Annotated in this window: 24 protein-coding genes; 18 read left to right on the top strand and 6 right to left on the bottom strand. The window is 36.5% G+C overall.

Features of this window, described 5'->3' with window-relative positions:
- Position 1: 1 nt before the first annotated feature.
- The 9 genes from MOC86_RS08600 (at position 2) to MOC86_RS08560 (ending at position 10,227) form a co-directional block, all read left to right on the top strand.
- Positions 2 to 718, top strand: a complete 717-nt coding sequence (locus MOC86_RS08600; protein WP_268583767.1) for an ABC transporter ATP-binding protein — start codon at positions 2 to 4, stop codon at positions 716 to 718.
- Positions 709 to 1,458, top strand: a complete 750-nt coding sequence (locus MOC86_RS08595; RefSeq protein WP_268583765.1) for an ABC transporter ATP-binding protein — start codon at positions 709 to 711, stop codon at positions 1,456 to 1,458. The genes MOC86_RS08600 and MOC86_RS08595 overlap by 10 nt, the downstream gene beginning before the upstream one ends.
- Before the next feature lie 191 nt (positions 1,459 to 1,649).
- On the top strand, positions 1,650 to 2,378 hold the full coding sequence (locus MOC86_RS08590) for a polysaccharide deacetylase family protein (protein ID WP_268583764.1): 729 nt from the start codon (positions 1,650 to 1,652) through the stop codon (positions 2,376 to 2,378).
- Positions 2,379 to 2,381: 3 nt separating this feature from the next.
- The gene (locus tag MOC86_RS08585) at positions 2,382 to 2,960 is read left to right on the top strand and encodes a DedA family protein (RefSeq protein ID WP_268583762.1); all 579 of its coding nucleotides are present in this window, start codon (positions 2,382 to 2,384) and stop codon (positions 2,958 to 2,960) included.
- A gap of 17 nt (positions 2,961 to 2,977) precedes the next feature.
- The gene (locus tag MOC86_RS08580) at positions 2,978 to 4,111 is read left to right on the top strand and encodes an MGDG synthase family glycosyltransferase (RefSeq protein ID WP_268583761.1); all 1,134 of its coding nucleotides are present in this window, start codon (positions 2,978 to 2,980) and stop codon (positions 4,109 to 4,111) included.
- A 714-nt stretch (positions 4,112 to 4,825) separates the two neighbouring features.
- Positions 4,826 to 6,523: an NAD-dependent malic enzyme gene (locus tag MOC86_RS08575; RefSeq protein ID WP_268583760.1), complete on the top strand. Its 1,698-nt coding sequence runs from the start codon at positions 4,826 to 4,828 to the stop codon at positions 6,521 to 6,523.
- Positions 6,524 to 6,600: 77 nt separating this feature from the next.
- Entirely contained in the window at positions 6,601 to 7,557 is a 957-nt protein-coding gene (locus MOC86_RS08570; protein WP_268583759.1) for an AEC family transporter, read from the top strand.
- A 172-nt stretch (positions 7,558 to 7,729) separates the two neighbouring features.
- Entirely contained in the window at positions 7,730 to 8,482 is a 753-nt protein-coding gene (locus tag MOC86_RS08565; RefSeq protein WP_268584093.1) for a MerR family transcriptional regulator, read from the top strand.
- Positions 8,483 to 8,487: 5 nt separating this feature from the next.
- Positions 8,488 to 10,227, top strand: coding sequence for an ABC transporter ATP-binding protein (locus tag MOC86_RS08560; protein WP_268583758.1), 1,740 nt, complete (start codon positions 8,488 to 8,490; stop codon positions 10,225 to 10,227).
- Positions 10,228 to 10,261: 34 nt separating this feature from the next.
- Here the strand turns inward: MOC86_RS08560 and fumC are convergent, their stop codons facing one another.
- Entirely contained in the window at positions 10,262 to 11,650 is a 1,389-nt protein-coding gene (gene fumC, locus MOC86_RS08555; RefSeq protein WP_268583757.1) for a class II fumarate hydratase, read from the bottom strand.
- Between the two features lie 291 nt (positions 11,651 to 11,941).
- On the opposite strand from fumC, the gene nirB reads away from it, so the two are divergent.
- Positions 11,942 to 14,353: a nitrite reductase large subunit NirB gene (gene nirB / locus MOC86_RS08550; protein WP_268583756.1), complete on the top strand. Its 2,412-nt coding sequence runs from the start codon at positions 11,942 to 11,944 to the stop codon at positions 14,351 to 14,353.
- A gap of 13 nt (positions 14,354 to 14,366) precedes the next feature.
- Positions 14,367 to 14,687 carry a nitrite reductase small subunit NirD gene (gene nirD, locus MOC86_RS08545; RefSeq protein WP_268583754.1) on the top strand — a complete coding sequence of 107 codons (321 nt, stop codon included), beginning with the start codon at positions 14,367 to 14,369 and terminating at the stop codon, positions 14,685 to 14,687.
- Positions 14,688 to 14,718: 31 nt separating this feature from the next.
- Here nirD and MOC86_RS08540 read toward each other — a convergent pair whose 3' ends face one another.
- Positions 14,719 to 15,141: a pyridoxamine 5'-phosphate oxidase family protein gene (locus tag MOC86_RS08540; RefSeq protein WP_268583753.1), complete on the bottom strand. Its 423-nt coding sequence runs from the start codon at positions 15,139 to 15,141 to the stop codon at positions 14,719 to 14,721.
- 81 nt (positions 15,142 to 15,222) lie between these two features.
- Positions 15,223 to 16,017 carry an N-acetylmuramoyl-L-alanine amidase gene (locus tag MOC86_RS08535; protein WP_268583752.1) on the bottom strand — a complete coding sequence of 265 codons (795 nt, stop codon included), beginning with the start codon at positions 16,015 to 16,017 and terminating at the stop codon, positions 15,223 to 15,225.
- Between the two features lie 182 nt (positions 16,018 to 16,199).
- Here MOC86_RS08535 and MOC86_RS08530 point away from each other — a divergent pair, with 182 nt between their 5' ends.
- Positions 16,200 to 16,613, top strand: coding sequence for a hypothetical protein (locus MOC86_RS08530; protein ID WP_268583751.1), 414 nt, complete (start codon positions 16,200 to 16,202; stop codon positions 16,611 to 16,613).
- A 34-nt stretch (positions 16,614 to 16,647) separates the two neighbouring features.
- Here the strand turns inward: MOC86_RS08530 and MOC86_RS08525 are convergent, their stop codons facing one another.
- Positions 16,648 to 17,229: a YhcN/YlaJ family sporulation lipoprotein gene (locus tag MOC86_RS08525; protein WP_268583750.1), complete on the bottom strand. Its 582-nt coding sequence runs from the start codon at positions 17,227 to 17,229 to the stop codon at positions 16,648 to 16,650.
- A 260-nt stretch (positions 17,230 to 17,489) separates the two neighbouring features.
- Here MOC86_RS08525 and MOC86_RS08520 point away from each other — a divergent pair, with 260 nt between their 5' ends.
- Positions 17,490 to 18,863 (top strand): aspartate kinase, encoded by a 1,374-nt coding sequence (locus tag MOC86_RS08520; protein ID WP_268583748.1) that lies wholly within the window; start codon positions 17,490 to 17,492, stop codon positions 18,861 to 18,863.
- A 181-nt stretch (positions 18,864 to 19,044) separates the two neighbouring features.
- Here the strand turns inward: MOC86_RS08520 and MOC86_RS08515 are convergent, their stop codons facing one another.
- Positions 19,045 to 19,617 (bottom strand): Mur ligase family protein, encoded by a 573-nt coding sequence (locus tag MOC86_RS08515; RefSeq protein WP_268583747.1) that lies wholly within the window; start codon positions 19,615 to 19,617, stop codon positions 19,045 to 19,047.
- Positions 19,583 to 19,927 (bottom strand): Mur ligase family protein, encoded by a 345-nt coding sequence (locus MOC86_RS08510; RefSeq protein WP_268583746.1) that lies wholly within the window; start codon positions 19,925 to 19,927, stop codon positions 19,583 to 19,585. Before MOC86_RS08510 ends, MOC86_RS08515 begins: the two co-directional genes overlap by 35 nt.
- A gap of 391 nt (positions 19,928 to 20,318) precedes the next feature.
- Between MOC86_RS08510 and MOC86_RS08505 the strand changes: the two genes are divergently transcribed.
- The 5 genes from MOC86_RS08505 to MOC86_RS08485 all read left to right on the top strand — a co-directional run bounded on the left by MOC86_RS08505 (position 20,319) and on the right by MOC86_RS08485 (position 26,053).
- Positions 20,319 to 20,882: a superoxide dismutase family protein gene (locus MOC86_RS08505; RefSeq protein ID WP_268583745.1), complete on the top strand. Its 564-nt coding sequence runs from the start codon at positions 20,319 to 20,321 to the stop codon at positions 20,880 to 20,882.
- 189 nt (positions 20,883 to 21,071) lie between these two features.
- Positions 21,072 to 21,824 carry a DeoR/GlpR family DNA-binding transcription regulator gene (locus tag MOC86_RS08500; protein ID WP_019392229.1) on the top strand — a complete coding sequence of 251 codons (753 nt, stop codon included), beginning with the start codon at positions 21,072 to 21,074 and terminating at the stop codon, positions 21,822 to 21,824.
- Positions 21,821 to 22,738 carry a 1-phosphofructokinase gene (gene pfkB / locus MOC86_RS08495; protein ID WP_268583743.1) on the top strand — a complete coding sequence of 306 codons (918 nt, stop codon included), beginning with the start codon at positions 21,821 to 21,823 and terminating at the stop codon, positions 22,736 to 22,738. The genes MOC86_RS08500 and pfkB overlap by 4 nt, the downstream gene beginning before the upstream one ends.
- Positions 22,739 to 22,750: 12 nt before the next feature.
- Positions 22,751 to 24,616 carry a PTS fructose transporter subunit IIABC gene (locus MOC86_RS08490; protein ID WP_268583742.1) on the top strand — a complete coding sequence of 622 codons (1,866 nt, stop codon included), beginning with the start codon at positions 22,751 to 22,753 and terminating at the stop codon, positions 24,614 to 24,616.
- A 180-nt stretch (positions 24,617 to 24,796) separates the two neighbouring features.
- Positions 24,797 to 26,053 carry a dicarboxylate/amino acid:cation symporter gene (locus MOC86_RS08485; RefSeq protein WP_268583741.1) on the top strand — a complete coding sequence of 419 codons (1,257 nt, stop codon included), beginning with the start codon at positions 24,797 to 24,799 and terminating at the stop codon, positions 26,051 to 26,053.
- Positions 26,054 to 26,108: the final 55 nt, after the last annotated feature.

The raw sequence follows: 26,108 nt of genomic DNA, 5'->3' as shown, positions 1-26,108 counted from the left end.
ATTGAAAAATGACGCGTTGTTGCAGGTGGAAAATTTAGAAATCTCCACAATTATAAAGGAGAAGAAGGTCCCTCTCATAAAAGGAGCTTCATTTCATATTCAAAAGGGAGAAATTGTTGCTTTAGTAGGAGAGAGCGGTTGTGGAAAAAGCCTAACAGCTCATGCCTTAGTTGGCCTGCTTGAAAAGAACTGTCAAGTGACAGGAGGAGCCATTTATTATAAAAGTAAACGTTTGGATGACAGAAATAAAAAAGATTTTCAGCGGATAAGAGGACGTGAAGTAGGCTTGCTTATCCAGGAATCTTTGAACGGTTTAAACCCGCTTCACACTGTGAAAAAACATATAAAAAGAACGCTTAAAAAGCATAGAGATTTACCAAAGGATAAAAAGCATATTTATGAGCTCTTACAAAGTGTGGGATTTAAAGATCCAGGCTATATTTTATCTTCCTATCCATTTGAACTTAGCGGTGGTATGCGTCAGCGCATTCTTCTCTCGATGATGCTTAGTTTAAAACCATCTCTTCTTATTGCAGATGAACCAACAACAGCTCTTGACACAATCAATAAAGAAAAAGTAATGCAGTTGCTAAAAAAACTTCAAAAACAATATGGGTTAACTGTTTTGCTTATTTCTCATGATCAAGAGAGTGTGGCAAGAATTGCAGATCGAGTCATTAGAATGAAGAAAGGAGGAAAGATAAGCGTATGTTCTTAAAACTAGAGTCAGTTACAAAAGAATATGGAATACAAAGACGCTTTCGTTCCTCCTCTATAACCGCCGTGGATACGGTAAGTTTGAATATAGAAAAAGGAGAGCGGGTAGGATTAGTCGGGGAGAGTGGAAGTGGGAAAAGTACATTAGCAAAACTAATTACAAAATTTGAGAGCATTACAAAAGGTGAAATTTTTATAAATGGATATTCTGTACATAATGGGGATTTGAGCGAGCTTGAGTTATATAAAAAAGTTCAGCTCGTTTTTCAAGACTCCTCTTTTTCCCTCTCTCCGCGGATGTCTGTTAAAGCTCTTATAGAAGAGCCATTGCGAAATTTCTTTAAGTTGAATAAGGAAGAAAGAGAGAAGAAATGCTTTTTGTTGATTCAAAAAGTGGGTCTTGATGAAACATTCTTAGAAAGATATCCAAGAGAGTTAAGCGGAGGGCAGAAGCAGCGAGTATGTATTGCAAGGGCAATAGCTGTAGAGCCTGAGCTTATTATATTTGATGAAAGTCTCGCAAGTCTTGATCAAACGGCTCAAATGTCTATCATTAATATGCTTCTTAGTTTACAAAAAGAAAAAGGGTTAGCATACTTATTTATTACCCATGATTTAGCATCAGCCAAAAAGCTTTGTGAAGGGATTGCTGTGATGTACAAAGGTAAACTTGTTGAAGTAGTAAAAGACTGGAAAACCGAGCCGTTTACACATCCTTATGCAAAACTCCTTTTTTCATAAAAATGAAGTAAAAACCATCTTTTTATAGATGGTTTTATTTTTTACCATAAAAAGTAATCGAAATGAACTATAATTAACGCTATAATACAAAGAAAAATGAAAATCAGCTTGATTATTCTATATTTTTGAAACGCTTTAAGGTTTCAATCGTTATAATAGAGGAGAAAAAGTGAAAGGAAAGAGGGGAGACCTTGTTTATTGTAGAACTATTATTTGTTGCAATTATCTTGTTTCTTATTTACAGCATTTTGCCAACGCTTTTCATTCGTTTGTCTTCTCTTCGTATTGTGAAGAAAGGCGTAGAAGAAAAAAAGATTTCTCTCACTTTTGACGATGGTCCACATCCTCAATATACGAAGAACCTTCTTGATTTATTGAAAAGGCACAATGTAAAAGCAACTTTTTTTGTTGTAGGAGAGCATGCTTTAAAGCACCCGCACTTATTAAGAAGAATGGTTATTGAAGGCCATGAAATAGGGATTCATCACTATAAACACAAAAGTGGATGGTTTTTAACACCTGGAAAATTGAAAAAAGAACTCAAAATGTGCCAAGAGGCGATCGAGCATATTACAGGAAAAGAAGTGAGATATTATAGACCGCCATGGGGCCATTTTAATATATGTACACTAGTATTAGCAAAAACATATCAAATTATTATGTGGTCTGTAATCTTACAAGATTGGAAAACCGAAAAGGGAGAAAGCACTCTCTCAAAACGCTTAATCGAAGGGCTTGGTGATGGTCATATTTATCTTTTACACGATAATGGTTCCACATTTGGAGCCGAAGAACAGGCTCCTCGTGTTATGATTGAGCAGCTTTCTTTGTTTTTAGATGAAATGCACAAAAGAAATTTCACCTGTGTAAGCTTACAAGACCTTATAGTAGGGAAGAAACACTATAGAATAGGACATTAAAAAATGAATGTAGATCAAATTACTGAGTATTTACTAACATATGGATATTGGATTATTTTACTTGTGTTATTTTGTGGAATTGTTGGAATACCGGCTCCAGAAGAGACGTTTCTTGTCTTTATAGGTATGCTTATTGCCAAACATCAGCTTTCATTTTATGAGAGCATTGGAAGTGCTTTTGCAGGAACATTAGTTGGAATGCTCTGTGCCTATTTTATAGGAAGAAAAGTTGGTAGCCCATTTGTAAAAAAGTTTGGTAAATACATTAAGATCACAGAGGAGAACAGGGAGGAAACATATAGTAACTTTAAACGCCATGGGAAGTTATCAACGTTGTTGTGTTTGTTCATTCCGGGTTTTCGCCAAATAACACCGTACGTAGCTGGAATCACGGGATTTCCAGTTCTTTCATACCTGTTTTTTGCAACACTTGGGAGCGGCTTATGGGTTGTATTGTATATTATAGGCGGCTATTTTATTGGAAATCGTATCCCTGTTGAATATGTCTCATTTTTAGGACTAGCAGCATTGATTGGATTTGTTGTAGTGATTATTGTGAAAAAACGAAAGAAAACAAGCTAAATAAGGAGGTGCATTTCTTGAAGAAAGTTCTTTTTTTACCTTTATTTCAAATGCCATCTGGTCATCACCAAGTGGCAGATGCACTTATGTATGAAATTGAAAAAACAACGGAAAATGTAACATGTAAAAAAGTAGATTTCTTAAGCTATTGGAATAAACATATCGAGAAAGTGGTGGAATCTAGTTATTTAAAAATGATTCATGCTTTTCCTAATATGTATGACTGGGTTTATCGCAATTTTATGTACAACCAATTTACAAACAAGCAAGTTTCTTTACTAAATCGCATTTATAGTTTGCGTTTTGAGGAAAAGATGCTTCAGCTAATTCAAGAAGAACAGCCTGATTCTATCGTTTGCACACACTGTTTTCCTTCTGCTATTTTAAGTCGCTTAAAGCAGCGCAAGGCTATCGATATTCCTGTTGTGAATGTATATACGGATTTCTTTATCAACAGTATTTGGGGTGGGGCTGAAATTGACTACCATTTAGTGAATGATATACAGATGAAGCAAGAGCTTATCCAACGTTTTTCTATTCCTGCTTCACATATTTTTATAACAGGAATTCCTGTAAACGGGAAGATTGGAAAAGAGTGCAGCTCTTCTAAAAAAATGAAAAAGCAGATTTTAGTTGCAGGAGGAAGTATTGGATTAGGGAAAATGAATGATTACCTCCAGCAAATTAAACATTCAAGCAATTATCACTATACCGTTTTATGTGGGAAAAATGAAAAGCTGTACGAAGAATTAAAGAGATGGAACATACCTCATATTGAACCAAAGGCCTTTATTTCTTCCCGTGAGGAAATGAACGAATTATATGCAAGAGCAGATGCACTTGTAACAAAGCCGGGAGGAATTACAATTAGTGAAGCATTAAAGCTAGGTTTGCCTATTTTTATTCATTCCTCGCTTCCAGGTCAAGAGCGGATCAATTTAAAACGAATCATTGATAAAGGGCTTGCTGTAATGCTTCATGAAGACCAAGGATTTGAAGAGCAGCTTTCAATTGTTCTAGAAGACAAATGGAAAAGAAGAAGTCTTATTAAACGAATGGAAGACATGGTAAACAAACGCGAAAAAATTGCATATGAAATTATTGTAGATATTGCTGTTAAAACCTCGTTGCTTCATGTGCGTCATGTTTAATAAGGAAAGTTTGTAAGTAACTTTTTCAATTGAGATGTTAAATGAACGTAAGGTGATAATATGAAAAGCTATTATTTCTTTCTCTTTTTTGAGTTATCCACCTTCATCTTTTAAGTACTTCATTGAAGAAAAAGCATTCTTTCTAACCCTTTTTGATCTTCTATTTTAGGTGAAATTAGGGTGAAAAGTCTCCTTTAAAAAGGATAATATGGTCTTTTAGGACAAGATTTAAGAAAAATGAATGATATGAAGAAGAAAAATTCTCAGAAAGTGTTTTTCTACAATTTGTAATTATTATACAGAAAAATAGCAAAAACCCTCTTTTGAAAGAGGGTTTTTTTTTATTTACAAATTTATTGAGAAAGAAATAAAAGCCTGATGCTTTGAAGGGTAAAGAAATCTAACCCTTTAAAGTGAGTAAAATACGAAAATAAAAGACACATTAAATTAATTTATGTTATTTAAAAAAGAGATTGATTTTTCATAATTTAATTTACTTACTTAATATGTAGATGCTTGTTTTCGAAAAAACAGGGGTATATAATATCCTACTGTAGGACATAAGTCAATGGACGATTGATTAAAAAATGTGTACAAATTAGAAACAAATAGCTTTATGGTAAAGATAAAATACCAATACACAATTAGGGGTACTATAATGTGTGAGTATTTGTCTTACACCTTGTGCACGAGAACATTAAAGGAGCGGATTTTATGCGTCACTTACACGTATCTTCTGATGCGATTGAAACAACTTTAAGAGGAAAAGACGTACTAGCAATGCCAATGCTTAATAAAGGTGTGGCATTTACTGAAGAGGAAAGAAAAGAACTTAGACTTGAAGGTCTTCTTCCTCCAACTATTTTAACACTTGATGAGCAAGTAAAACGCGCTTATGAGCAGTTCAAAGCTCAGCCGGATAACTTACGTAAAAATGTTTCTTTAAATGACTTGCATAATCGTAATGAAGTGCTATTTTACAGACTTTTAACAGATCATCTTAGTGAAATGCTTCCAGTTGTGTACACGCCAACTGTTGGACAAGCCATTCAAGAATATAGCCATGAATACCGCCGTCCTGGTGGGGTATATCTTTCAATTGATAATCCAGAAGGTATTGAGCAAGCGTTCAAGAACACTGGAAAATCACCTGAAGATATTGATTTAATGGTTATTACGGACTCTGAAAGTATTCTTGGAATTGGTGACTGGGGTGTTGGTGGAATTAACATCGCGATTGGTAAATTAGCTGTTTATACAGCAGCTGCTGGTATTGATCCAAGCCGTGTGTTACCAGTTGTTCTTGATGTTGGTACAAACAACAAAGAACTTTTAGAAGATCCACTTTATATTGGAAATCGTCATGAACGTATTCGTGGGGATCGCTATAACGAATTTGTCGATACATTCATTGAAAAAGCATTAGAACAGTTTCCAAATGCGCTTCTTCATTGGGAAGACTTTGGTAATGTAAATGCTCGCCACATTATCGAAAAATATGGAAAGAAAATTCTAACGTTTAATGATGATATTCAAGGTACAGGAGCTGTTACACTTGCCGCTGTATTCTCAGCTGTTCAAGTAACAAAAACACCGATTAGCGAACATCGCGTTGTTATCTTTGGACCAGGAACAGCAGGTATCGGAGTTGCTGATCAAATTCGTGATGCAATGGTTCTTGAGGGGATTTCTAAAGAAGAAGCACATGCACGCTTCTGGCCAATTGACTACCGTGGTCTTTTAATTGACGACATGGATGATTTATTAGGTTTCCAAGAACCTTATGCACGTAAGGCATCAGAAGTTGAAGGCTTTGCGCGTGATGACGAGGGTAAAATTTCACTATTAGAAGTCGTTAAACAAGTGAAGCCAACGATCTTAATTGGAACATCTGGTCAAGCAGGTGCGTTCACAGAAGAAATCGTAAAAGAGATGGCAAAACATGTAGAACGTCCAGCCATTTTACCGATGTCTAATCCAACAAAACTTGCTGAAGCTGTTCCAGAAGATTTACTGAACTGGACAGATGGAAAAGCTCTAATTGCAACAGGTAGTCCATTTGATCCTGTAACATACAAAGGCGTAACATATGAGATTGGACAATCCAACAACGCATTTGTATTCCCTGGATTAGGACTAGGTTCAATTGTAGTAAAAGCAAAAGTTATTACAGATAGTATGTTTGCAGCTTGTGCTGATGCTGTAGCAAAAATGGTAGATAGTTCTAAACCTGGTGCATCACTACTTCCAAGCATAAAACAACTTCGTGAGGTTTCCGTATCAGTAGCCATCGAAGTTGCAAAAGCAGCAATTGAAGCCGGTGTTGCTGAAGAAGTACCAGGAGATGTAGAAAAAGCGGTAAATGATGCAATTTGGAATCCTGTTTACCGTACAATCAAAGCAACTAAATAAGCATTAACAGAGAGTGAGGTTTGAGTTTCTCTACTCAAGCTTCTCTCTTTTCTGTTTTATTTTAAGGAGGATTTTTCATGGGAATTGAGCATATTCTTGTTATTTTAGCCCCCATCTTTTTCGTTATTGCATTAGGCTATTTAGCAGGATACTTTAAAAAATACAATATGGAAACATCAAAGGGGCTTAACACGTTTGTTACAAAATTTGCGTTACCTGCCCATCTATTTGTAGGGGTTGTAACAACATCAAAACAACAATTTATTGAAAAATGGCCATTTGTTGTAACTATGTTTTTAGGTATTGTTGGTTTTTATATTATTCTACTTATTGTTTCTCGTTATGCTTTTAAAATGGATTTAACAGGAGCATCCATGATTTCATTGAACTCTGCTCAACCAACGTTCGCTTTTATGGGAATTCCTGTACTAGGGAGTTTATTTGGAGCAGATGCAGTAGCAATTCCAATTGCCATTACAGGGATTGTTGTAAATGCACTTTTAGATCCACTTTCTATTATTTTCGGTACAATTGGACAACGTGGAGATAATAAAGAGGAAAAAAGCGAGAGCTTGTGGAAGATTACCATTAAATCGGTTCTTCATGGTTTATCAGAACCGCTTGCATGTGTTCCGCTTATCGGGATTGTCATTGTATTAATTGGTATTCCAATTCCTGAACTTTTCAATGATATGTTAAACCAAATTGGTACAACAACATCTGGTGTAGCCCTGTTCGCTGTTGGGGTAACAATTGGAGTTCGTAAAATTAGTTTCAGCGTTGTGTCATTTGCAATTGCATTATTAAAAGTTGCTGTACAACCACTTGTAATGTTAGGAATTGCTACAATGATTGGTCTTTCAGCAGACGATACAGTAAAAGCAATGTTACTTGTAGCTTTTCCAGGTTCTGCAGTTGCAGCACTAATTGCAACGCGATTTGAAAAACGCGAAGCAGAAACAGCTTCAGCTTTCGTTATTAGTGCCATCCTTTCGTTGATTACGTTACCAATTCTTATTACATGGTTAATGTAACAAAATATGATTTATAATGGAAGGCATTTTTGAACATTAAGGAAGAAAGAACTCTACTTTTTAAGTAGAGTTCTTTTTTTGTGAAGTTTTTTTCTATAATAGAGGAAAAAAGTCTTGCATCTTACGTAACGTAACATTTTAAGATAGAGAAGGAAAGGAATGATGGAAGGTGATGAAATATAGCATTGGTCAGTTTGCAAAGAAAACAGGTGTTACGGTAAGAACACTGCGTTACTATGAAGAAATCGGTTTATTAATTCCGGAGTGTACAAAAACCAACCGGCGTTTTTATTATGATTCTCATCTTAGCTCTCTACAAAAAATTATTTCATTGAAGTATATCGGTCTTTCGCTTGAAAAAATTAAGAAGTATCTTAATGAAGAAGTATGGGATCTGCGACAAAGTCTTCTGTTTCAACGTCAAATCATGGAGAAGGAAAGAGAGAAACTTACAAATATTATTAAAGCGCTCGACAATGCGCTGGCGATTTCTAAAGAACAAAAAGAACTAAGTCCTTCTATATATGTGGCTATTATTGATAGTTTTCAAATGGAAGAAAAAAGTAAGAAAGCATTGAAGCAAATTTTGCCGGAAGATACAATTGATCGTATTTTTAACATTTCAGATGAAGAGCAAATTTTGCTGAATCAAAAATGGGTTAACATTTTTGTAGAACTAACAGATCTTTATAAGGAAGGAATAGAATCTAGTTCGCTTCTTGTTCAAAAATGTATTGGAAAAGTATATGATTTGCTCGTATCTTTTGTGGGAGAAGACTTATCTTTAATAAAAGAAATAAAAGAAGAAGATTTACCACAAGACTTATTGAAACTTCCTTCACCTTTTTCAGAAGAACAGCAAAAATGGATGGATGAAGCTTTTGAGCATCACTTTACTTTAATAGAAAAGAAAGAGAAAGGATAAGGGATATGGAGAAGGAAAATACAAAAGCAAACTTAGCCTCATTTTGGCAGTTACTAAAGAGCATAAAGCTTCCTAAAGCTATTATGATAACGGCATTAACGTTAAGTTTATTAGAAACAGGGGCTGCTCTTATTGTTCCACTTTTTACAAAAAATTTAGTAGATAAAGCAGCTTCATCTGCTCTTGAGACATCTGTCATTGTTATACTCATTCTTGCTTTTATGTTACAAGCTATTTCAGGTGGTATTTCCTCCTATCTGATTATGTACGTAGGGGAAATTGTGGTCTCTCGCTTACGAAGTAACCTTTGGCGGAAAGTTCTTTTTTTAGAAGTTCCTTACTTTGATAAACATCAGTCAGGCGAAACAATGAGTAGAATTACGCAAGATACAAATACAATTAAGACCCTTGTGACTCAGCATCTTGTTTCATTTTTAACAGGTATTGTCTCAATTGTTGGATCTGTTATTATTTTGCTTTTTATCGACTGGAAAATGACGCTTGTTATGATATTGGCAGTTCCTTTCTCGCTACTTCTTATTATCCCACTAGGACGAAAAATGTACAAAATTTCAAAAGCGACTCAAGACGAACTTGCTTCATTTTCAGGAGAGCTTGGACGTGTGCTTGGTGAAATCCGTCTTGTGAAAATGTATAGTGCAGAAAATGTAGAGGTTGAAAAAGGAGAGGAAGGAATTAAAAAGCTGTTTCGCTTTGGATTAAAAGAAGCTCGAATTCAGTCTGTGCTTCATCCCTTTATGACACTTATTATGATGTTGGTAATTGTGATTCTTATTGGATACGGGGGAGTAAGAGTTGCTTCTGGGACCCTTACAGCAGGATCTCTTGTTGCAATTATTATTTACATGTTCCAAATTATCGTTCCATTTAGTCAGATGGCAACATCTTTTTCTGCTCTTCAAAAAGCACTTGGGGCGACAGAGAGAATTGGAGAAATGCTGAACTTACGAACGGAAGAAAAACAGAAAGGGAAAAATTTAGACGAAGCACTTGTAGATATTGAACTTAAGGATATTTCTTTTTCCTATAACGATGAAACCCATATCTTAAGAGATATTAACCTTCGTATTCCAAAAGGAAAAACAACTGCTTTTGTTGGTCCAAGTGGTGGAGGGAAAACAACGCTATTTTCGCTCCTAGAGCGATTTTATAAGCCAACTTCGGGAAGTATTACAATAGGAGAAGAAGATATTGATAGCTTTACGCTTTCTTCTTGGAGAAAAGCGATTAGCTATGTTTCACAAGAAAGTCCTATCATGTCAGGAACAATTCGAGAGAATATTTGCTATGGAGTAGGCAGAGAAGTGAGCGATGAGGAAGTAAAAGAAGCTGCTAAACTTGCTAATGCAAAAGAGTTTATTGATAATCTTTCAGATGGATTTCATACAGAGGTAGGAGAAAGAGGAATAAAGCTTTCAGGAGGACAGCGCCAGCGCATAGCTATTGCAAGAGCTCTTATCAGAGATCCAAAAATTTTGTTTCTTGATGAAGCAACGTCTAACTTAGACAGCTCTTCAGAACACCTTGTGCAACAAGCTTTAAATCGTTTAATGAAAGGCCGAACAACCCTTATTATTGCTCATAGACTTTCCACTGTTGTTCATGCCGATCAACTTGTTGTAATCGAAAAAGGGGAAATATCAGGTGTTGGGACACACGAAGAGCTTTTGAAGAACCACAATCTTTATCAAAAGCTTGTGCGGCAACAGCAAACGGAAAGATAAAAAACGTGCGGTATAGAAACCGCACGTTTTTTATTTAAACGGAAGGACTAATCATGTTTTCAGGTTTTACAACTTTGTCAAATTGCTCTTCTGTAAGAAGATCTAATTTTAGAGCCGCTTCTTTTAATGTTAATCCTTCTTGATGAGCATATTTAGCAATTTTAGCCGCATTTTCATATCCAATATGAGGATTTAAGGCTGTTACAAGCATAAGTGAATTTTGAACATTTTCTTGGATTTTTTCCAAGTTTGGTTCAATTCCTACAGCACATTTATCGTTGAATGCTTTCATTGAATCGGCAAGAATTCTTGCTGACTGAAGGAAGTTATAAATGATTACCGGTTTAAAGACGTTAAGTTCAAAGTTTCCTTGACTTGCTGCAAACCCGATTGTTGCATCATTTCCCATTACTTGAGAAACAACCATTGTCATTGCTTCACTTTGTGTTGGGTTTACTTTTCCTGGCATAATAGAGCTTCCTGGTTCATTAGCAGGGATTATAATCTCTCCAATTCCGCAGCGAGGACCGCTTGCTAACCAGCGTACATCATTAGCAATTTTCATTAAATCTGCCCCAAGAGCTTTTAAGGCACCGTGTGCGTATACAACTTCGTCATGACTTGTTAAGGCATGAAATTTATTCTGAGCAGAAGTGAACGTTTTACCAGTGATTTTACTAATTTCAGCTGCTACACGATCTCCAAATTCAGGGTGTGCATTAATGCCTGTACCAACAGCCGTGCCGCCAATAGCAAGCTCTTTTAGGTAGCCGATGCTCTCTTCTACCATTTTTTCACTTTTTTCAAGCATGCGGTACCATCCACTAATTTCTTGACCAAGTGTAAGTGGAGTTGCATCTTGAAGGTGTGTACGACCAATCTTAATGATGGAATCAAACTGCTCTGATTTTTGTTGGAACGTTTCTTTTAACGTACGTAATGAAGGAAGAAGATGATCTTCAACTGCAATTACGCCTGCAACATGAAGAGCCGTTGGAAACGTGTCATTTGAGCTTTGAGACATGTTAACATCATCATTTGGATGAAGACGCTCTTCGCTTCCTGCTTCTTGTAAAATTTGATTTCCTCTGTTCGCGATTACTTCATTTGTATTCATATTTGACTGTGTACCGCTTCCTGTTTGCCAAACAACAAGTGGAAAGTGGTTTGTTAACTTTTCTTCAATTACTTCATCCGCAGCTTTTGCAATTGCGTCTGCTTTTTCTTTTGATAATTTTCCTAAGTTATAGTTACTTAGTGCCGCGCTTTTCTTTAAAATAGCAAATGCTTTGATCACTTCAAGAGGCATTTTTTCTGTTCCAATTGGGAAGTTTTCTTTGCTGCGCTGTGTTTGAGCAGCCCATAGTTTGTCTGCTGGTACTTTCATTTCGCCAAGCGTATCTTTTTCAATACGGTATTCCATTGTAGATCCCCCTTGAAATAAATAAAATAGTGGTTGTCTATTCAATATTACCATATTTTTATGATATGGTCACAGCGCTTTCATTTTTCTTTCCTTTATTCTTTTTCTTCAGAAAGTGTTTTTCTTCTAGAACGTAAGCCCTCCTTGATAGAAAGCGTTTTCTAAAAATGGTTGAATTATCAGAATTTACAAAAAACATGTAAGGAAAACTCACAAACTGATTTTAAAAAAGACGCAAATTTGTAAATATGTAAATACAATATATGTTTTAATTCCAGAGGGGGAACTGTAGTGGAAAAGCAAAAACTCGTTGTAATTGGAAATGGAATGGCTGGTGTTCGAGCTGTAGAAGAGATTTTAAAATTAGACCCTAATCGCTTTTCGATTACGATTTTTGGAAGTGAGCCACATCCAAACTATAACAGAATTATGTTATCAAAAGTCCTTCAAGGGGATACGGAGATTTCAGATATTGTGTTAAATAGTCTAGAGTGGTATGAGGAAAATAACATTACTCTTCATAAAGGTGAAGAAGTAATCAAAATTGATCGTGAATCTAAAATGTTATTCACTAATAAAGGGCGCGAAGAAAGCTATGATAAATTAATCATTGCTACAGGTTCAAACCCGCTTATGATTCCATTCAAAGGAATAGACAAAGAAGGGGTTGTTACATTTAGAGATATAGCAGATTGCGAAAAAATGGTGGATGCATCAAAACAGTACAAGAAAGCAGCTGTTATCGGAGGTGGACTTCTAGGGCTTGAAGCGGCGAGAGGATTGCTCAATCTAGGGATGAAAGTCGATGTTATTCAAAATATGCCGTACGTTATGAATAGACAGCTTGATGAAACAGCTGGAAACTTGCTTCAAAAGTCACTCGGAGAACAGGGAATGAATATTCTTGTTAATCATGATACAGACGAGTTTTTAGGTGAAGAGAGGGTAACGGGAATTCGCTTTAAAGACGGTTCGGAAATAAAGGCGGATTTGATTGTAATGGCAATTGGAATTGTTCCAAATACCTCTCTTGCAAAAGAAAGTGGTTTGACGGTTAACCGAGGAATTGCCGTTGATGACCATCTACAAACGAGCGATCCGGACATTTTCTCAGTTGGAGAGTGTGCTGAACATAGAGGAATTGCTTACGGTCTTGTTGCACCGCTTTATGAGCAAGGAAAAGTATTGGCACATCGCATTCTTGAACATGATTGTGCTCCATATGAAGGTTCTGTTTTGTCCACGCAGCTTAAAGTATCAGGCGTAGACGTATTTTCAGCTGGAGAGTTTATGGAACATGAAGTGGAAAATGCCTATGCCATTAAAATATTTGATGAAGTATCGAATGTTTACAAAAAGCTTCTTGTAAAAGATGAGAAATTAATTGGAGCTGTGCTTTTTGGTGATACAAAGGATGGAAATAAACTTTTCCAAATGATTCAAAAAGGAAGCACTATTGAGGGATTGAGTCCAACTCTTTTCTCAACAAATAGTGGAAAAGAAGAGAGTCTTGTTGCTTCGATGAGTGATGATGACATTATCTGTGGCTGTAATGGAGTTTCAAAAGGCACCATTTGTAGCGCGGTTTCAGAAGGCGGATTAACGAGCGTTGATGAAGTCAAAGATGTCACATCAGCGTGTCGCTCGTGTGGAGGCTGTAAACCACTTGTAGCTGAACTGATTAGTTTAACAGCCGGAAGTGAAGTAGAACAAAAAGAAGCGATTTGTTCATGTACGACTCTTTCTCGTGATGAAGTTGTAGCGGAGATTAAAGAAAAAGGCTTAACACACAGCAAAGAAGTGATGAATGTTCTAGGATGGAAAAATGATGAAGGATGTTCAAAGTGTCGTCCAGCGCTTAACTACTATCTTGGTATGATCGATCCAGAGCAGTATGAAGATGAACGCGAGTCTCGATTTGTAAATGAGCGAATGCATGCCAATATTCAAAAAGATGGAACATTTTCTGTTGTACCGAGAATGTACGGAGGTGTTACAAATCCAAAAGAGCTTCGCAAAATTGCTGATGTTGCAGATAAATATAATATTCCTCTCGTTAAAGTAACAGGTGGGCAACGATTAGATCTCCTTGGAGCAAAGAAAGAGGATTTACCGAAAATTTGGGAAGAGCTTGATATGCCGTCAGGATATGCATATGGAAAAACGCTTCGCACCGTTAAAACGTGTGTAGGAGAATCATTTTGTCGCTTTGGTACTCAAGATTCTATGGGGCTTGGCATTAAATTAGAGAATAAATTTCAACGACTCCAAACCCCACACAAAGTAAAAATGAGCGTTTCAGCTTGTCCGCGTAACTGTGCAGAGTCAGGCATTAAAGATGTAGGGATTGTAGGAATTGAAGGAGCTTTTGAAATTTATGTTGGTGGAAATGGAGGAACCCACTTAAGAGCAGGAGATTTACTTTGTAAAGTAGCGACAGAAGAAGAAGTGATGGAAATGTCCTCAGCTTTTTTACAATATTACCGTGAAAATGCAAATTATTTAGAGAGAACCTCAGCTTTTGTAGAACGCGTTGGTCTTGCTCACATTAAAGAAGTACTTGATAACATGGATACAAGAACAGAGCTTAACATTCGAATGGATAAAGCATTAGCTGTTACAACAGATCCTTGGCGTGAAATTATTGAAAATAAAAATACGAAAAACGAACTCTTTACAAATGTAATGCTTCAAAAAAGCTAAGGGGGAAAAGTAGATGAAAAGCACAGTAAAGTCAAAAGTAGAGATTGGGCATCTTAGCGATTTTCCAAAGCAGCTTGGAAAAACCGTTATTGTAGGGGAAGAAGAGCTTGCCGTTTTTAGACTGTCAGATCAAAAGGTGAAAGCTGTCACAAACAGATGTCCACATAAGAATGGTGTACTTGCTGAAGGGATTGTGAGCGGTGAATTTGTTTTCTGTCCGATGCATGACTGGAAAATATCCCTTCAAGATGGAAAGGTGCAGGCTCCTGATATAGGGTGTGTCCATACTTACGAAGCTGTTGTAGAAAATGAAAGAGTATATGTCATGATATAAAAAAACGCGAGTTCTTTGAACTCGCGTTTTTTTATACCGTCACTGTTTGTGGTTTTTGACCTTTCTCGTTCATAAGGCGAATTTGAGAAGGAGTAATTTTTAAGATGATATAGTTTGGATCATCTTTTTCATCAAACCAGTGCTCGAACTCGTCTTCCCAAAGCTCGTTTTTCATTTTTTGATCCTCATAGATTTCAGCAGTACCTTCAATTTCAACATATGAGTCTCCAAAACCTTTACCATCATAACCTAGTAAAATATGAACGTTTGAGTTTTTTTCGATTTCTTCTGTTTTATGTGTTTCTTTGCTTGTTGGTGTATAAAGTGTTAAATCGTCATTAAAAAATGTCATGTAACGAGAATTTGGTTTGTTTCCTTCAATTGTTGCAAGTGTACCAATCTTATTATTTTCTAATACTTTTGCAATTTTTTCTTTTACATCTTGAACTGTCATAATCATTCCACTCCTTTGTTTTAACTCTTATTCCTATTATTCCATCTTTAAAGAGTTGTTAAACATGAAGAGTGTGTTCAACTACTGAATTATTACAGTAACGATAAAACTTTTAAACTCCTTTTCTTGTAGCACTTGCACAAATTCATGTGCTTTTTGAAACGATTGAAAGCTTCCAGAAACAACGGAATACTCTTTATTTTCATCTTCTTTCTCAATGAGGATGAAAGTTTCGATACCTGTTTCAAGAAGCTCTTGTTGCCTGATAAGAGCTTCTTTCTCTGTCTTAAAGTTTCCTGTTATAACACGATAGTACATTATCTCAGAAACAGTTGGATGCAGATTGAAAAATGCAGCAATTCCCTGTGCATGCCCTCTAGCAATCATTTTTAGGTAGGTTTTATCTTGGAGAAGTTTTGCATCCTCTACATTAGAAATGAAGCCGTTCTCAGTAAGGATAGCAGGCATATTAGTTTCTCTTAGTACGAAGATATTAGCCCTTTTTTGTCCTCGGTCTGGGATGGTAATTGTTCTAGTAATAGACCCGTGTAAAACATCCTGTAATTCGAGACTGTTAGTAGATTTTGTGTAAACGAAATCTTCGTACCCTCTTCTTGTTCTAATGCTGCTCGCATTACAATGAATGGAAATGTAAAGATCGGCATTCCAGTTATTAGCGCTTTTCACCCGATCATATAGAGGGATAAACACATCATGATCACGGCTCATTTTAACTTGCACGTTTTCATAATTAAGAACGAGAATTTCTCGAAGGAATAGGGCTATTGATAGGTTAACCTCTTTTTCAACAATTCCATTTGCTGTAGCTCCTGAATCTGTTCCACCATGGCCAGGATCAATGAATACTTTTAGCATTGTGTCATCTCCTTTCATTGTCTCTTACCGTATCGTATGAAAGAAAAAGAGAGTAAGCGTAGATAAAACAACTAGATTAAGAGAGTTTTTTCACTATTTTTTCTTCTTTTGTCTAAAACAAATAGAAAAAACGTCTAAAAAAAAGAGTGGACAATATAATAGAAGTAAAAGGAGTGAAAGAGATGGTTTTTGCTGCTTCTTTATACCTTGCGGCGGGCTTTTCATTTCTCATTGGAATGAAAAGAGACGTTAAGTTAAAAATTGGGGGAGTTTTTATAGGGCTTTTTCTTCTCTTTTTAAGCGGTGTTTTTTTAATTCGTTATAAAACAGGCTATTATGGTCTTTCAGAGCAAGAGTGGCTGAATAAAAGTGGCGTAACAGCATTAGGAGATTGGGTACTTCCTTTTTATTTCATTGGTTCTTTTTTGTTGCTTTTTTTGATTGATTATCGTTTTTTCTATGTGGCTTTTACGAGTAAAGGAGTTTCGAAATGGGGGCTGCTTTGTCTAACAAGTATATTTAACGTGCTCTATTTAATTGGATTTGCCATTTGTCTTGCGCTTGTTACGGTGAGTCTTTATCCGATCTGGCGATAAAACGCCTCATTCTTAATGAATGAGGCGTAATTGTTTATCGACCTTCTGGGAAGACGCGACGTACAAGCTCTGAGAACTCTTGTCCAATGCCTTCAACAGGTTTGCCATTTTGAATGTCGTTTACATAACCACCAACGCGTTTTACAAAGTCTGGGTTTGAAGATACGTATACTTCATCAACATTATTGTCCGCTTTTTTCACTACATTGCGCACTTTTTCTTTCATTTTATCTGTCATTTCACCTTTTTGGTTGTTATCCAATACAGTAGCAACATAAGCATTTTCGCCTGTTACAATGACGTGAGCTGTTTTTACTCCATCAATATTTTCAATTTTTCCTTTTAAGTTCTGATCAACGCGCATATCGTCGTTATTATTGTTGTCGTTGTCATTGTTGTTATCGTCGTTATTGATTTGGTAAGGACCAGCATCGTTCATATCATAGTTATTCATATTGTTATCTGTTGCATCGTTCATGCCGCGATCATAATCAGCATTGTAGCGAACGTCACGCGCATTATTGTCCATCCCACCTTGACCTTGTTGGTTGTCGTTTGCTCCACAGCCTGTTGCTAGAAGAAGAACAGCACCAAGAGTAAAAATAGAAAATTTCAAAGTGTTCACTCCTTTGTAGTATTGATACGTTTGTTAATTTGCGTCATAAAGGTGCACATTATACAAAGGATGAAAAAATATATCATAAAAAGCAAAAGAAAAACGTTTTTGTACCTTTAATAAATACATTTGTTCTTTTCTCGTGGAATTTTTGAAAGTTTTTTTCAATAAAAGCTTAATTTTTTGAAAATTTGTGCTATGATAGTAACAATATTTTATTTCAGCATTGTAAACAATCTATTGAAGAAGGTGTATGAGGAATGAAAGTAGCAAAATTTGGTGGAAGCTCTGTTGCGAGTGCAGAAAAGTTTATGAAAGTTGCGGATATCGTCATGGCGGATCAGGAGAGACGTATTGTGGTAGTTTCTGCTCCAGGAAAACGATTTAAAGACGATATAAAGATGACAGATTTGCTCATTGCTTTGACAAACCAAATTTTAACAGGAAATTCCTATGCGGAAGAGTTTAAAGCAATTATTGTGCGCTATAAAGAAATTGCAGATGGCTTGAAGCTAAAAAGTTATATTTGTGATGAGATTGCAGAAAATCTCCAAGACATTATTGATACATACAAAGACGACGCTAACCGTCTGTTAGATAGTGTAAAAGCAAGTGGTGAAGACAATAATGCAAGGCTTATAGCTTTTTATCTCCAAAGTTTAGGTTTAAAAGCGCAATATGTAAATCCAAAAGAAGCGGGCATCTTTGTAACAGACGAGCCAGGAAATGCTCAAGTTCTAGAACAATCGTATAGAGAGCTAGCCAATCTAAGAGAACGAGAAGAAATTCTAGTTATTCCCGGGTTTTTTGGCTACTCAGAACAAGGAAATATTGTAACATTCCCGCGGGGAGGGTCTGATATTACGGGTTCCATCGTAGCAGCGGGTGTAAAAGCAACAATGTATGAAAATTTTACAGATGTAGATTCTATCGTGTGCGTCAATCCTACAATTGTCGAAAAGCCAAAAGATATTAAGGAAATTACGTATAGAGAAATGCGCGAGCTATCTTACGCAGGATTTTCTGTTTTCCATGATGAAGCTCTTCATCCTGTTGTAAGTCAAAAAATCCCTGTTTGTGTGAAAAATACGAACAACCCACAAGCGCCAGGGACGTTAATTGTAGCAGAGCGTGATTATTTAAAACAACAGGTGGCAGGAATTGCAAGTGATGAAGGATTTTGTAGCATTTATGTTTCAAAATATTTAATGAACAGAGAAATTGGTTTTGGACGTCGACTGCTACAAATTTTAGAAGATGAACAGATTTCTTATGAACATACGCCATCTGGCATTGATGATATGTCTATTATTTTGCGAAAATGTCAGCTTACAAATGGAAAAGAAGAAAGAGTGCTTGAACGCATTCAAAAAGAGCTGAAGGTTGATGATGTTAAAGTCCAGTATGGTTTAGCTTTAATTATGGTAGTAGGAGAAGGGATGACAAGCTCTGTTGGAGTGGCAGCTAAAGCAACAAATGCATTCGCTGAAGCGGGAGTAAACCTTGAACTGATTAATCAAGGATCTTCAGAAGTAAGCATGATGTTTGGCGTAAAAGAAACAGAACTAAATAAGGCTGTGCAATCTCTGTACAAAGCGTATTTTGAACAACCTGTATCAGCGTTAACTGTATAAAAAAGAGCGGTCAAAATTGACCGCTCTTTTTTATACGAGAACTTTTTGTTCTTTGTTGAAATATTGATGAATTACATCGTATTCACAGTATGGAACATTTTCTTTTCCAATGACTTGATAGCCATCAAAACCAAGACCAGTTAGTACAATAAGGTCATCTTTATCCGCAAGTGAAAGAGCTTTATGAATACCGCAAAATCAAACGTTTATGAGGAAGATTTGTAACAGCTTTAACAAGACTTTCTAATGCTTCTGGTGTATGTGCATAATCTAGAATAATTTGGTGAATTGGATAATTGGTAAGGAGCTGGAATCTTCCTTCAGGGCCTGTAATAAAGTTTGCTGCTGTTAAAAGATCTTGTATCGATATTTTCATAAGAAGACATGCAGAGAAAGCAGCAAGAAAGTTCGCGATATTATGATCTCCATGAATGGGAGCTTTGACAAGGTAGTTATCTCTGTATACATGCGATTGAAAGACTGTCCCCGTTTTCTCTACTTTTATGACCTTAGCAAAAACATCTGCCTTTTGTTTCATACTATATGTAATAACTTGTCCTTTAAATAAAGATAAAATGTCTTTGCTCATTCCCTCATCATCTAGATTAACAACAGCTTTCTTAGCGCGTGTAAAAAGCTTCAGCTTTGCCTTTTTGTATTCTTCAAAGCTGTTATGAAAATCAAGATGATCTGGCGTTAAATTCGTGTGAACGGCTATATCAAATAAAATCCTTTCTACTCGTTTTTTGCTCAATAGCGATAGAGGTTACTTCCATTGAAACTGCTTTTAACCCTTTTTGAACAAAGTGAGAAAAAGTTTCATGAAGGTCAGGTGCTTCAGGGGTTGTATGGGTCGTGTGAGTGAAGTTAAGTTCTTTTTCATGATCCCAAATACCAGCTGTTCCAATTGACCCTGTTCTCATTCCAACTCCATTTAATAGAGAGCGTACATATGCGGTAATCGTTGTTTTTCCATTTGTACCCGTTATACCAACAGTTGTTAAGGTTTGATTAGCATGATGATAGAAATAGGAAGAGAAAAGACCCATCACAGTTTGTGCCACGCAGGCAGAAAAACGCTGTGTTTTTTCGTGCGTTTCGAGAATCATAGGAGATAGAAGAAACGGTTCCTTCTAAAGGTCCATAAAGGCTTTGAAATGGCAGGCTATCTTTGTGATTATGAAAAGAAATTTTCATCTAGATTCGCTCCCTCTTATTATGATGTCCCTAAAAAAGTATGCGATCATGCTGTTTACGGTCATGAGATATTTCGCTTCATATTAAGCTAACGACGTAAAAATATATTTGGATTCTATATTTCAAAAAAGATAGTTTCCACTTTCCCGAAAGCATCCTTTATGAAACCGATTTACTTCAACGAAAAAATAGTAAAAGGGTTTAAAAAAAGTTGATTTGATGCAAACTGAACGTGACAACAGAAAAAGGAGTTTTTCCATGAATAAAAGCATTCACGTTTTTTTGTTGAGTATCCTTTTTTTAACAGCATGCAGTGGAGCAAATACAGAAACACAGCATCACAATTCTATAGAAGTAAGTGAAAAAGCCGAAGATATGTATAAAACAACACTGAAAGATATTGATGGGAATACAATTGGAACAGCCACGTTAACAGAAGGTAAAAACGGGGTTACCATTCACTTGAAAGCGGAGAACTTACCATCAGGTATACATGGATTTCATATTCATGAAAAAGGGGAATGTAAAGGAGCTGGATTTGAATCTGCTGGAGGTCATTTTAATCCCTATAATAAAGAACACGGGTTAGACAATCTGAAGGGTCCGCATGCAGGGGATTTGCCGAATATTGAAGTTGACCAGAATGGCAAGGTAGATGTAAAAGTTGTAGCTCCTCTTGTTACATTAGAAGGAGGAAAAGAGAACTCTCTGTTTGATGAAGATGGCAGTGCTCTTATGATTCACGAGAAAGCAGATGATAACAAAACAAATCCTGCCGGAGATGCAGGAAGTAGAATTGCATGTGGAGTTATTCAAAAATAAATGATAGGGTGCAGTTTTCCTGCACTCTTTTTCTTTTGTAAAAAAGTAGAGCAACCCGTTGTGAAAGATTATGAATGTTTGTCTGAATAATTTTGACGGTTTTTGATAGAAAATGATTGATTTTGAAAGATGTTCATGTTAAATTAAGTTAAGCAAAAGATGAAAGCGTTTGAAAGAGGCGATGTCTTCATGCTAACACAAGAGCGACATGAGTTAATTTTAAATCTCTTAGAAGAAAAAGACACAATTAAAATTAGTGAACTGATTCATATAACAGGAGCTTCTGAGTCTACAATAAGACGAGATCTCAGTCAGCTTGAAGAAGAAAACGTACTCAAACGCATACACGGAGGGGCAACCCTTTCTCGTAAAAAAGCGTTTGAGATGAGCGTTGCTGAAAAATCAGCTCGAAACATTGAAGAAAAACGAAAGATCGCTCACTATGCGGCAAGCCTAATTGAATCTGGCGACTGTATTTTCTTAGATGCAGGAACAACCACATATGAAATGATTCCGTTTTTAACTGATAAAGATATCACAGTAGTGACGAACGGATTACCCCATGTAGCTCACTTAGTACAAAATGAAATTGTTCTTTTTGTTATCGGAGGAGCTGTGAAACATAAAACAGGGGCCCTAATCGGAGTTAATGCGCTTGAAAGTCTAAAGCAATACAGGTTTGATAAAGCATTTATTGGAGCGAACGGTGTTGATGCTGTTTATGGATATACAACACCAGATCCAGAAGAGGCAATGGTTAAACGATGTGCTATAAATCTTGCAAAAGAGAGCTTTATCTTGGCAGATGAGACAAAAATCTCAGAAGTGAGTTTTGCTAAAATTGCAGATTTAAACCAAGCCGTTGTCATTACAAATGAACTAGAAGATGAACAAAAAGCTCTATTAAAAGAAAAAACAGATATAAAGGTTGTGACAACATGATTTATACGTGTACATTAAATCCTTCCGTTGACTATGTTGTTCATGTGAAGGAATTTGACTTAGGTGGATTAAATCGAACTTCATTTGATACAAAACATCCAGGGGGAAAAGGAATTAACGTTTCGCGTGTCTTGCATCGACTTGGATTAGAAAGTACAGCACTTGGTTATACAGGTGGATTCACAGGCCAGTACATTAAAGATATCCTTGAACAAGAAGGCACAAAAACGGCATTTGTGGAAGTTAATGAAGATACACGCATTAATATTAAGCTTAAGGCAGATGAAGAAACAGAAATTAATGGACAAGGCCCAACGCTAACTGAAGAGAATCTACAGGCATTGTATCAACAGTTCTCTTCATTAGAAGAAGGAGACTTTGTTGTTTTAGCAGGAAGCATTCCAAGTTCTGCACCGAAAGATATTTACGTGACGCTAACAAAGCTAGCTCGTAAAAAGGGCGCGCACGTTGTTGTAGATACAAGTGGAAAAGACTTATTAGATATCGTAAAAGAAGGACCATTTTTCATTAAACCAAATCATCACGAACTTGGTGAACTCTTTGATGTTAGTATTCAAACAGCTGAAGAAGCTGTACCATATGCAAGAAAATTAATGGACATGGGAGCTGAGAACGTTATTGTTTCAATGGCTGGACAAGGTTCTTTACTTGTTACAAAAGATAATGTCTACAGAGCCAATGTTCCAAAAGGCGAACTGAAAAATTCAGTTGGTGCAGGCGATTCTCTTGTAGCTGGTTTCTTAGCTAGTTATGTGAAAGACGGAGATTTTGCAAAAGCATTACAAGTTGGAGCAGCTACAGGAAGTGCAACAGCATTTTCAATTGAACTTTGTACGAAAGACCATATGGAATCGTTACTACCGCAGATTCATGTTACAGGTATGGATGAGTAAGGGGGAAACAAAATGAAGATTACAGATTTACTAAAAAAAGATACGATTATTTTATCGCTTCAGAGTACAGAAAAAGCTAATGTAATTGATGAACTAGTTGGCAAACTTGATGAAGCAGGACGTTTATCAAGTCGAGAAGGGTTCAAAGAGGCAATTTTAGCTCGTGAAGCACAAAGTACAACAGGAATTGGTGAAGGCATCGCTATTCCACATGCAAAAACAAGCGCTGTTGATACGCCTGCAATTGCTTTTGGTGTATCAAAGCAAGGTGTAGATTATGAGTCACTTGACGGTCAAAATGCTCATTTATTTTTCATGATTGCGGCAACAGAAGGAGCTAATAATGCTCACCTTGAGACATTATCAAGACTTTCTTCTTTTCTAATGGATGCGAATTTCCGTGAAACGCTTCTTCATGCATCTTCAGAAGACGAAGTGATTGCAGCAATTGATGCAAAAGAAAGAGAAGAAGAAGGCGAAGAAGAAGTTGAACAACCTTCAGAAGGATTAATTTTAGCTGTTACAGCCTGTCCAACAGGAATTGCTCATACGTACATGGCAGCTGATAGCTTAAAAGCAAAAGCTAAAGAATTAAATATGAATGTTAAAGTTGAAACAAACGGCTCAACAGGTGTTAAAAATGCACTTACTGCTGAAGATATCGAAAATGCAGCAGGAATTATCGTTGCAGCTGATAAGCAAGTTGAAATGGAACGTTTTAAAGGCAAAAAAATTATCCAGGTTCCGGTAGCTCGTGCCATTCGTGAACCACAGATGCTTTTAGAAAAAGCATCTAGAGGTGAAGGAAGTACGTATCAAGGAAACGGTGGCAGTGATAAAAGTGAAGAATCGGGTTCATCTGAAAAGAAAGGAAATGCTTTCTATAAGCATTTAATGAACGGAATTTCAAATATGCTTCCGTTTGTTGTAGGTGGCGGACTTCTTATTGCTATTTCTTTCTTGTTTGGTATTGATCAAGATGGCGGAATTAACAACCCATTCGCAAAAGTTTTAAATCAAATTGGGGCTGAAAACGCATTCCAACTATTAGTCCCTGTTTTAGCAGGTTATATTGCAATGAGTATTGCAGATCGTCCTGGTCTAGCTCCAGGTATGGTTGGTGGATACTTAGCTTTCACAGCAAACGCTGGATTTTTAGGTGGACTTATTGCAGGTTTCTTAGCAGGTTATGTTGTATTAGGAATTAAACGTGCTTTAAAAGGTTTACCACAGTCATTAGAAGGATTAAAACCTGTTCTTCTTTATCCGTTTTTAGGAATGTTAATTACGGGTCTTATCATGGTCTACGTAATCAATGGTCCTGTGGAAGCAATTAACACAGGTCTTCAAAACTGGTTAGGCGGTTTTGGTACAGGAAGCTTAGTTTTCCTTGGTATTCTGTTAGGTGGAATGACGGCAATTGACATGGGTGGCCCAATTAACAAAGCAGCATTTGCCTTTGGTATTGCAATGATTGATGCTGGAAACTATGCTCCACATGCAGCTGTTATGGCTGGTGGAATGGTACCACCACTTGGTTTGGCACTTGCAACAACAATTTTCCGTAAAAAGTTTACACAACAAGAACGTAATACAGGAAAAACGTGTTACGTTATGGGCTTAACGTTCATTACAGAGGGAGCAATCCCGTTTGCAGCAGCAGATCCACTTCGCGTTATTCCAGCTGCAGTTGTGGGTGCAGCAACTGCTGGTGCTTTAACAATGGCGTTTCATATTAAGCTTCTTGCGCCACACGGTGGAATCATCGTCTTCCCATTTGTGCAAGGAAGCGCACTTCTATATCTATTAGCAGTTGTAATCGGAGCGATTGTAACAGCGTTACTTGTAGGAATATTAAAGAAAACAAAGAGTGAATAAAATAGAGTCGTTCTTCTTAAATTAAGAACGGCTTTTTTTGACGAAAAATATGATTTAATGGATATTTTTGAATGTTACCTCTTGGGCTATATGATATAGTAAAAAGAGGAAAAGCACCTACAGAAAAAGATTTCCGAATATTTAAAAATTAATTAATTTAAAAGTGAAGGAGGAATAAGGATGAAATCTAATTTAACAGTAAAAATCATTATTGCTTTAATTTTAGGGGCAGTTGTCGGAATTTCTTTACATGTAATCTCCCCTGATACTTTTGAGGGTGTTAACAAATACTTATTTGTCCCATTAGGCCAGATTTTTCTAAAACTTATTCAAATGTTAGTTGTTCCAATTGTTCTTTTTTCTATCATTTTAGGAGTAGCTGGGCTTGGTGATCCTAAAAAGATTGGTATTATTGGAACGAAGACAATTGCTTTCTTTCTTATTACAACCGCTTTAGCTATTACAATAGGGATTACTCTTGCGTCTATCATTCAACCTGGTACATTAATGGACGTTGATGCTTCATCAAGTCCAGGATTTGAGGCTGAAAAAACACCAGGCTTTGTAGAAACTCTTTTAAACATTATTCCATCAAACCCTATTGCTGCTATGAGTAGTGGCGACATGTTGCAAATTATCTTTTTTGCTGTATTTATTGGAGTAGGGCTTGCTGTACTAGGGGGGAAAACAGCAGGTATTTTAAAAATAGTAGAGCAAGGAAACGAACTTATGATGTACTTAGTAAACGTTGTAATGAAGTTTGCTCCATATGGTACATTTGGTTTAATCGCGACAGCTTCAGGCTCACAAGGATGGGAAGCAATCAGATCAATGGGTCTTTATATGAGTGTTGTATTAATTGCTTTAGCTCTTCATTTTTTCGTTGTCTATGGAGGAGCAGTCGCACTTTTAGGAAAGTACAATCCGTTTACATTTTTCAAAAAGTTCTTCCCAGCAGCAACAGTCGCATTTAGCTTATCAAGCAGCAATGCCGTTTTGCCACTTAGTATGAAAACGGCACAAAATGAATTGAAAGTTCCAAAAGCAATCAGTGGTTTCGTACAACCGCTTGGGGCGACAATCAACATGGATGGAACTGCTATCATGCAAGGTGTTGCAACTGTTTTCATCGCTCAAGTTTATGACGTGAATCTAACGTTATCACAACTTGCTATGGTTGTATTAACAGCTGTACTTGCAAGCATCGGAACAGCAGGAGTTCCTGGTGTAGGTTTAATCATGTTAGCAATGGTATTAGAATCTGTTGGTTTGCCTGTAGCAGGAATTGGATTGATTATCGGAGTAGACCGTCTTCTTGACATGGTGAGAACCGCTGTTAATATTACAGGAGACGCAGCATGTGCGATGTATATTACAAAGTCTGAAGAACAAAAAGGACGTTTACATTTAAATGAGTCACTTGATATGAAAAATTAATCTTAACAAAAAGACTTCCCATTATAATAGGAAGTCTTTTCAGCTTGTAGACAAA

Origin of the sequence: Priestia endophytica, from assembly GCF_026790145.1 — a bacterium.
Classification (GTDB): domain Bacteria; phylum Bacillota; class Bacilli; order Bacillales; family Bacillaceae_H; genus Bacillus_I; species Bacillus_I endophytica_A.
This window is presented reverse-complemented; position numbering and strand designations above follow the sequence as displayed.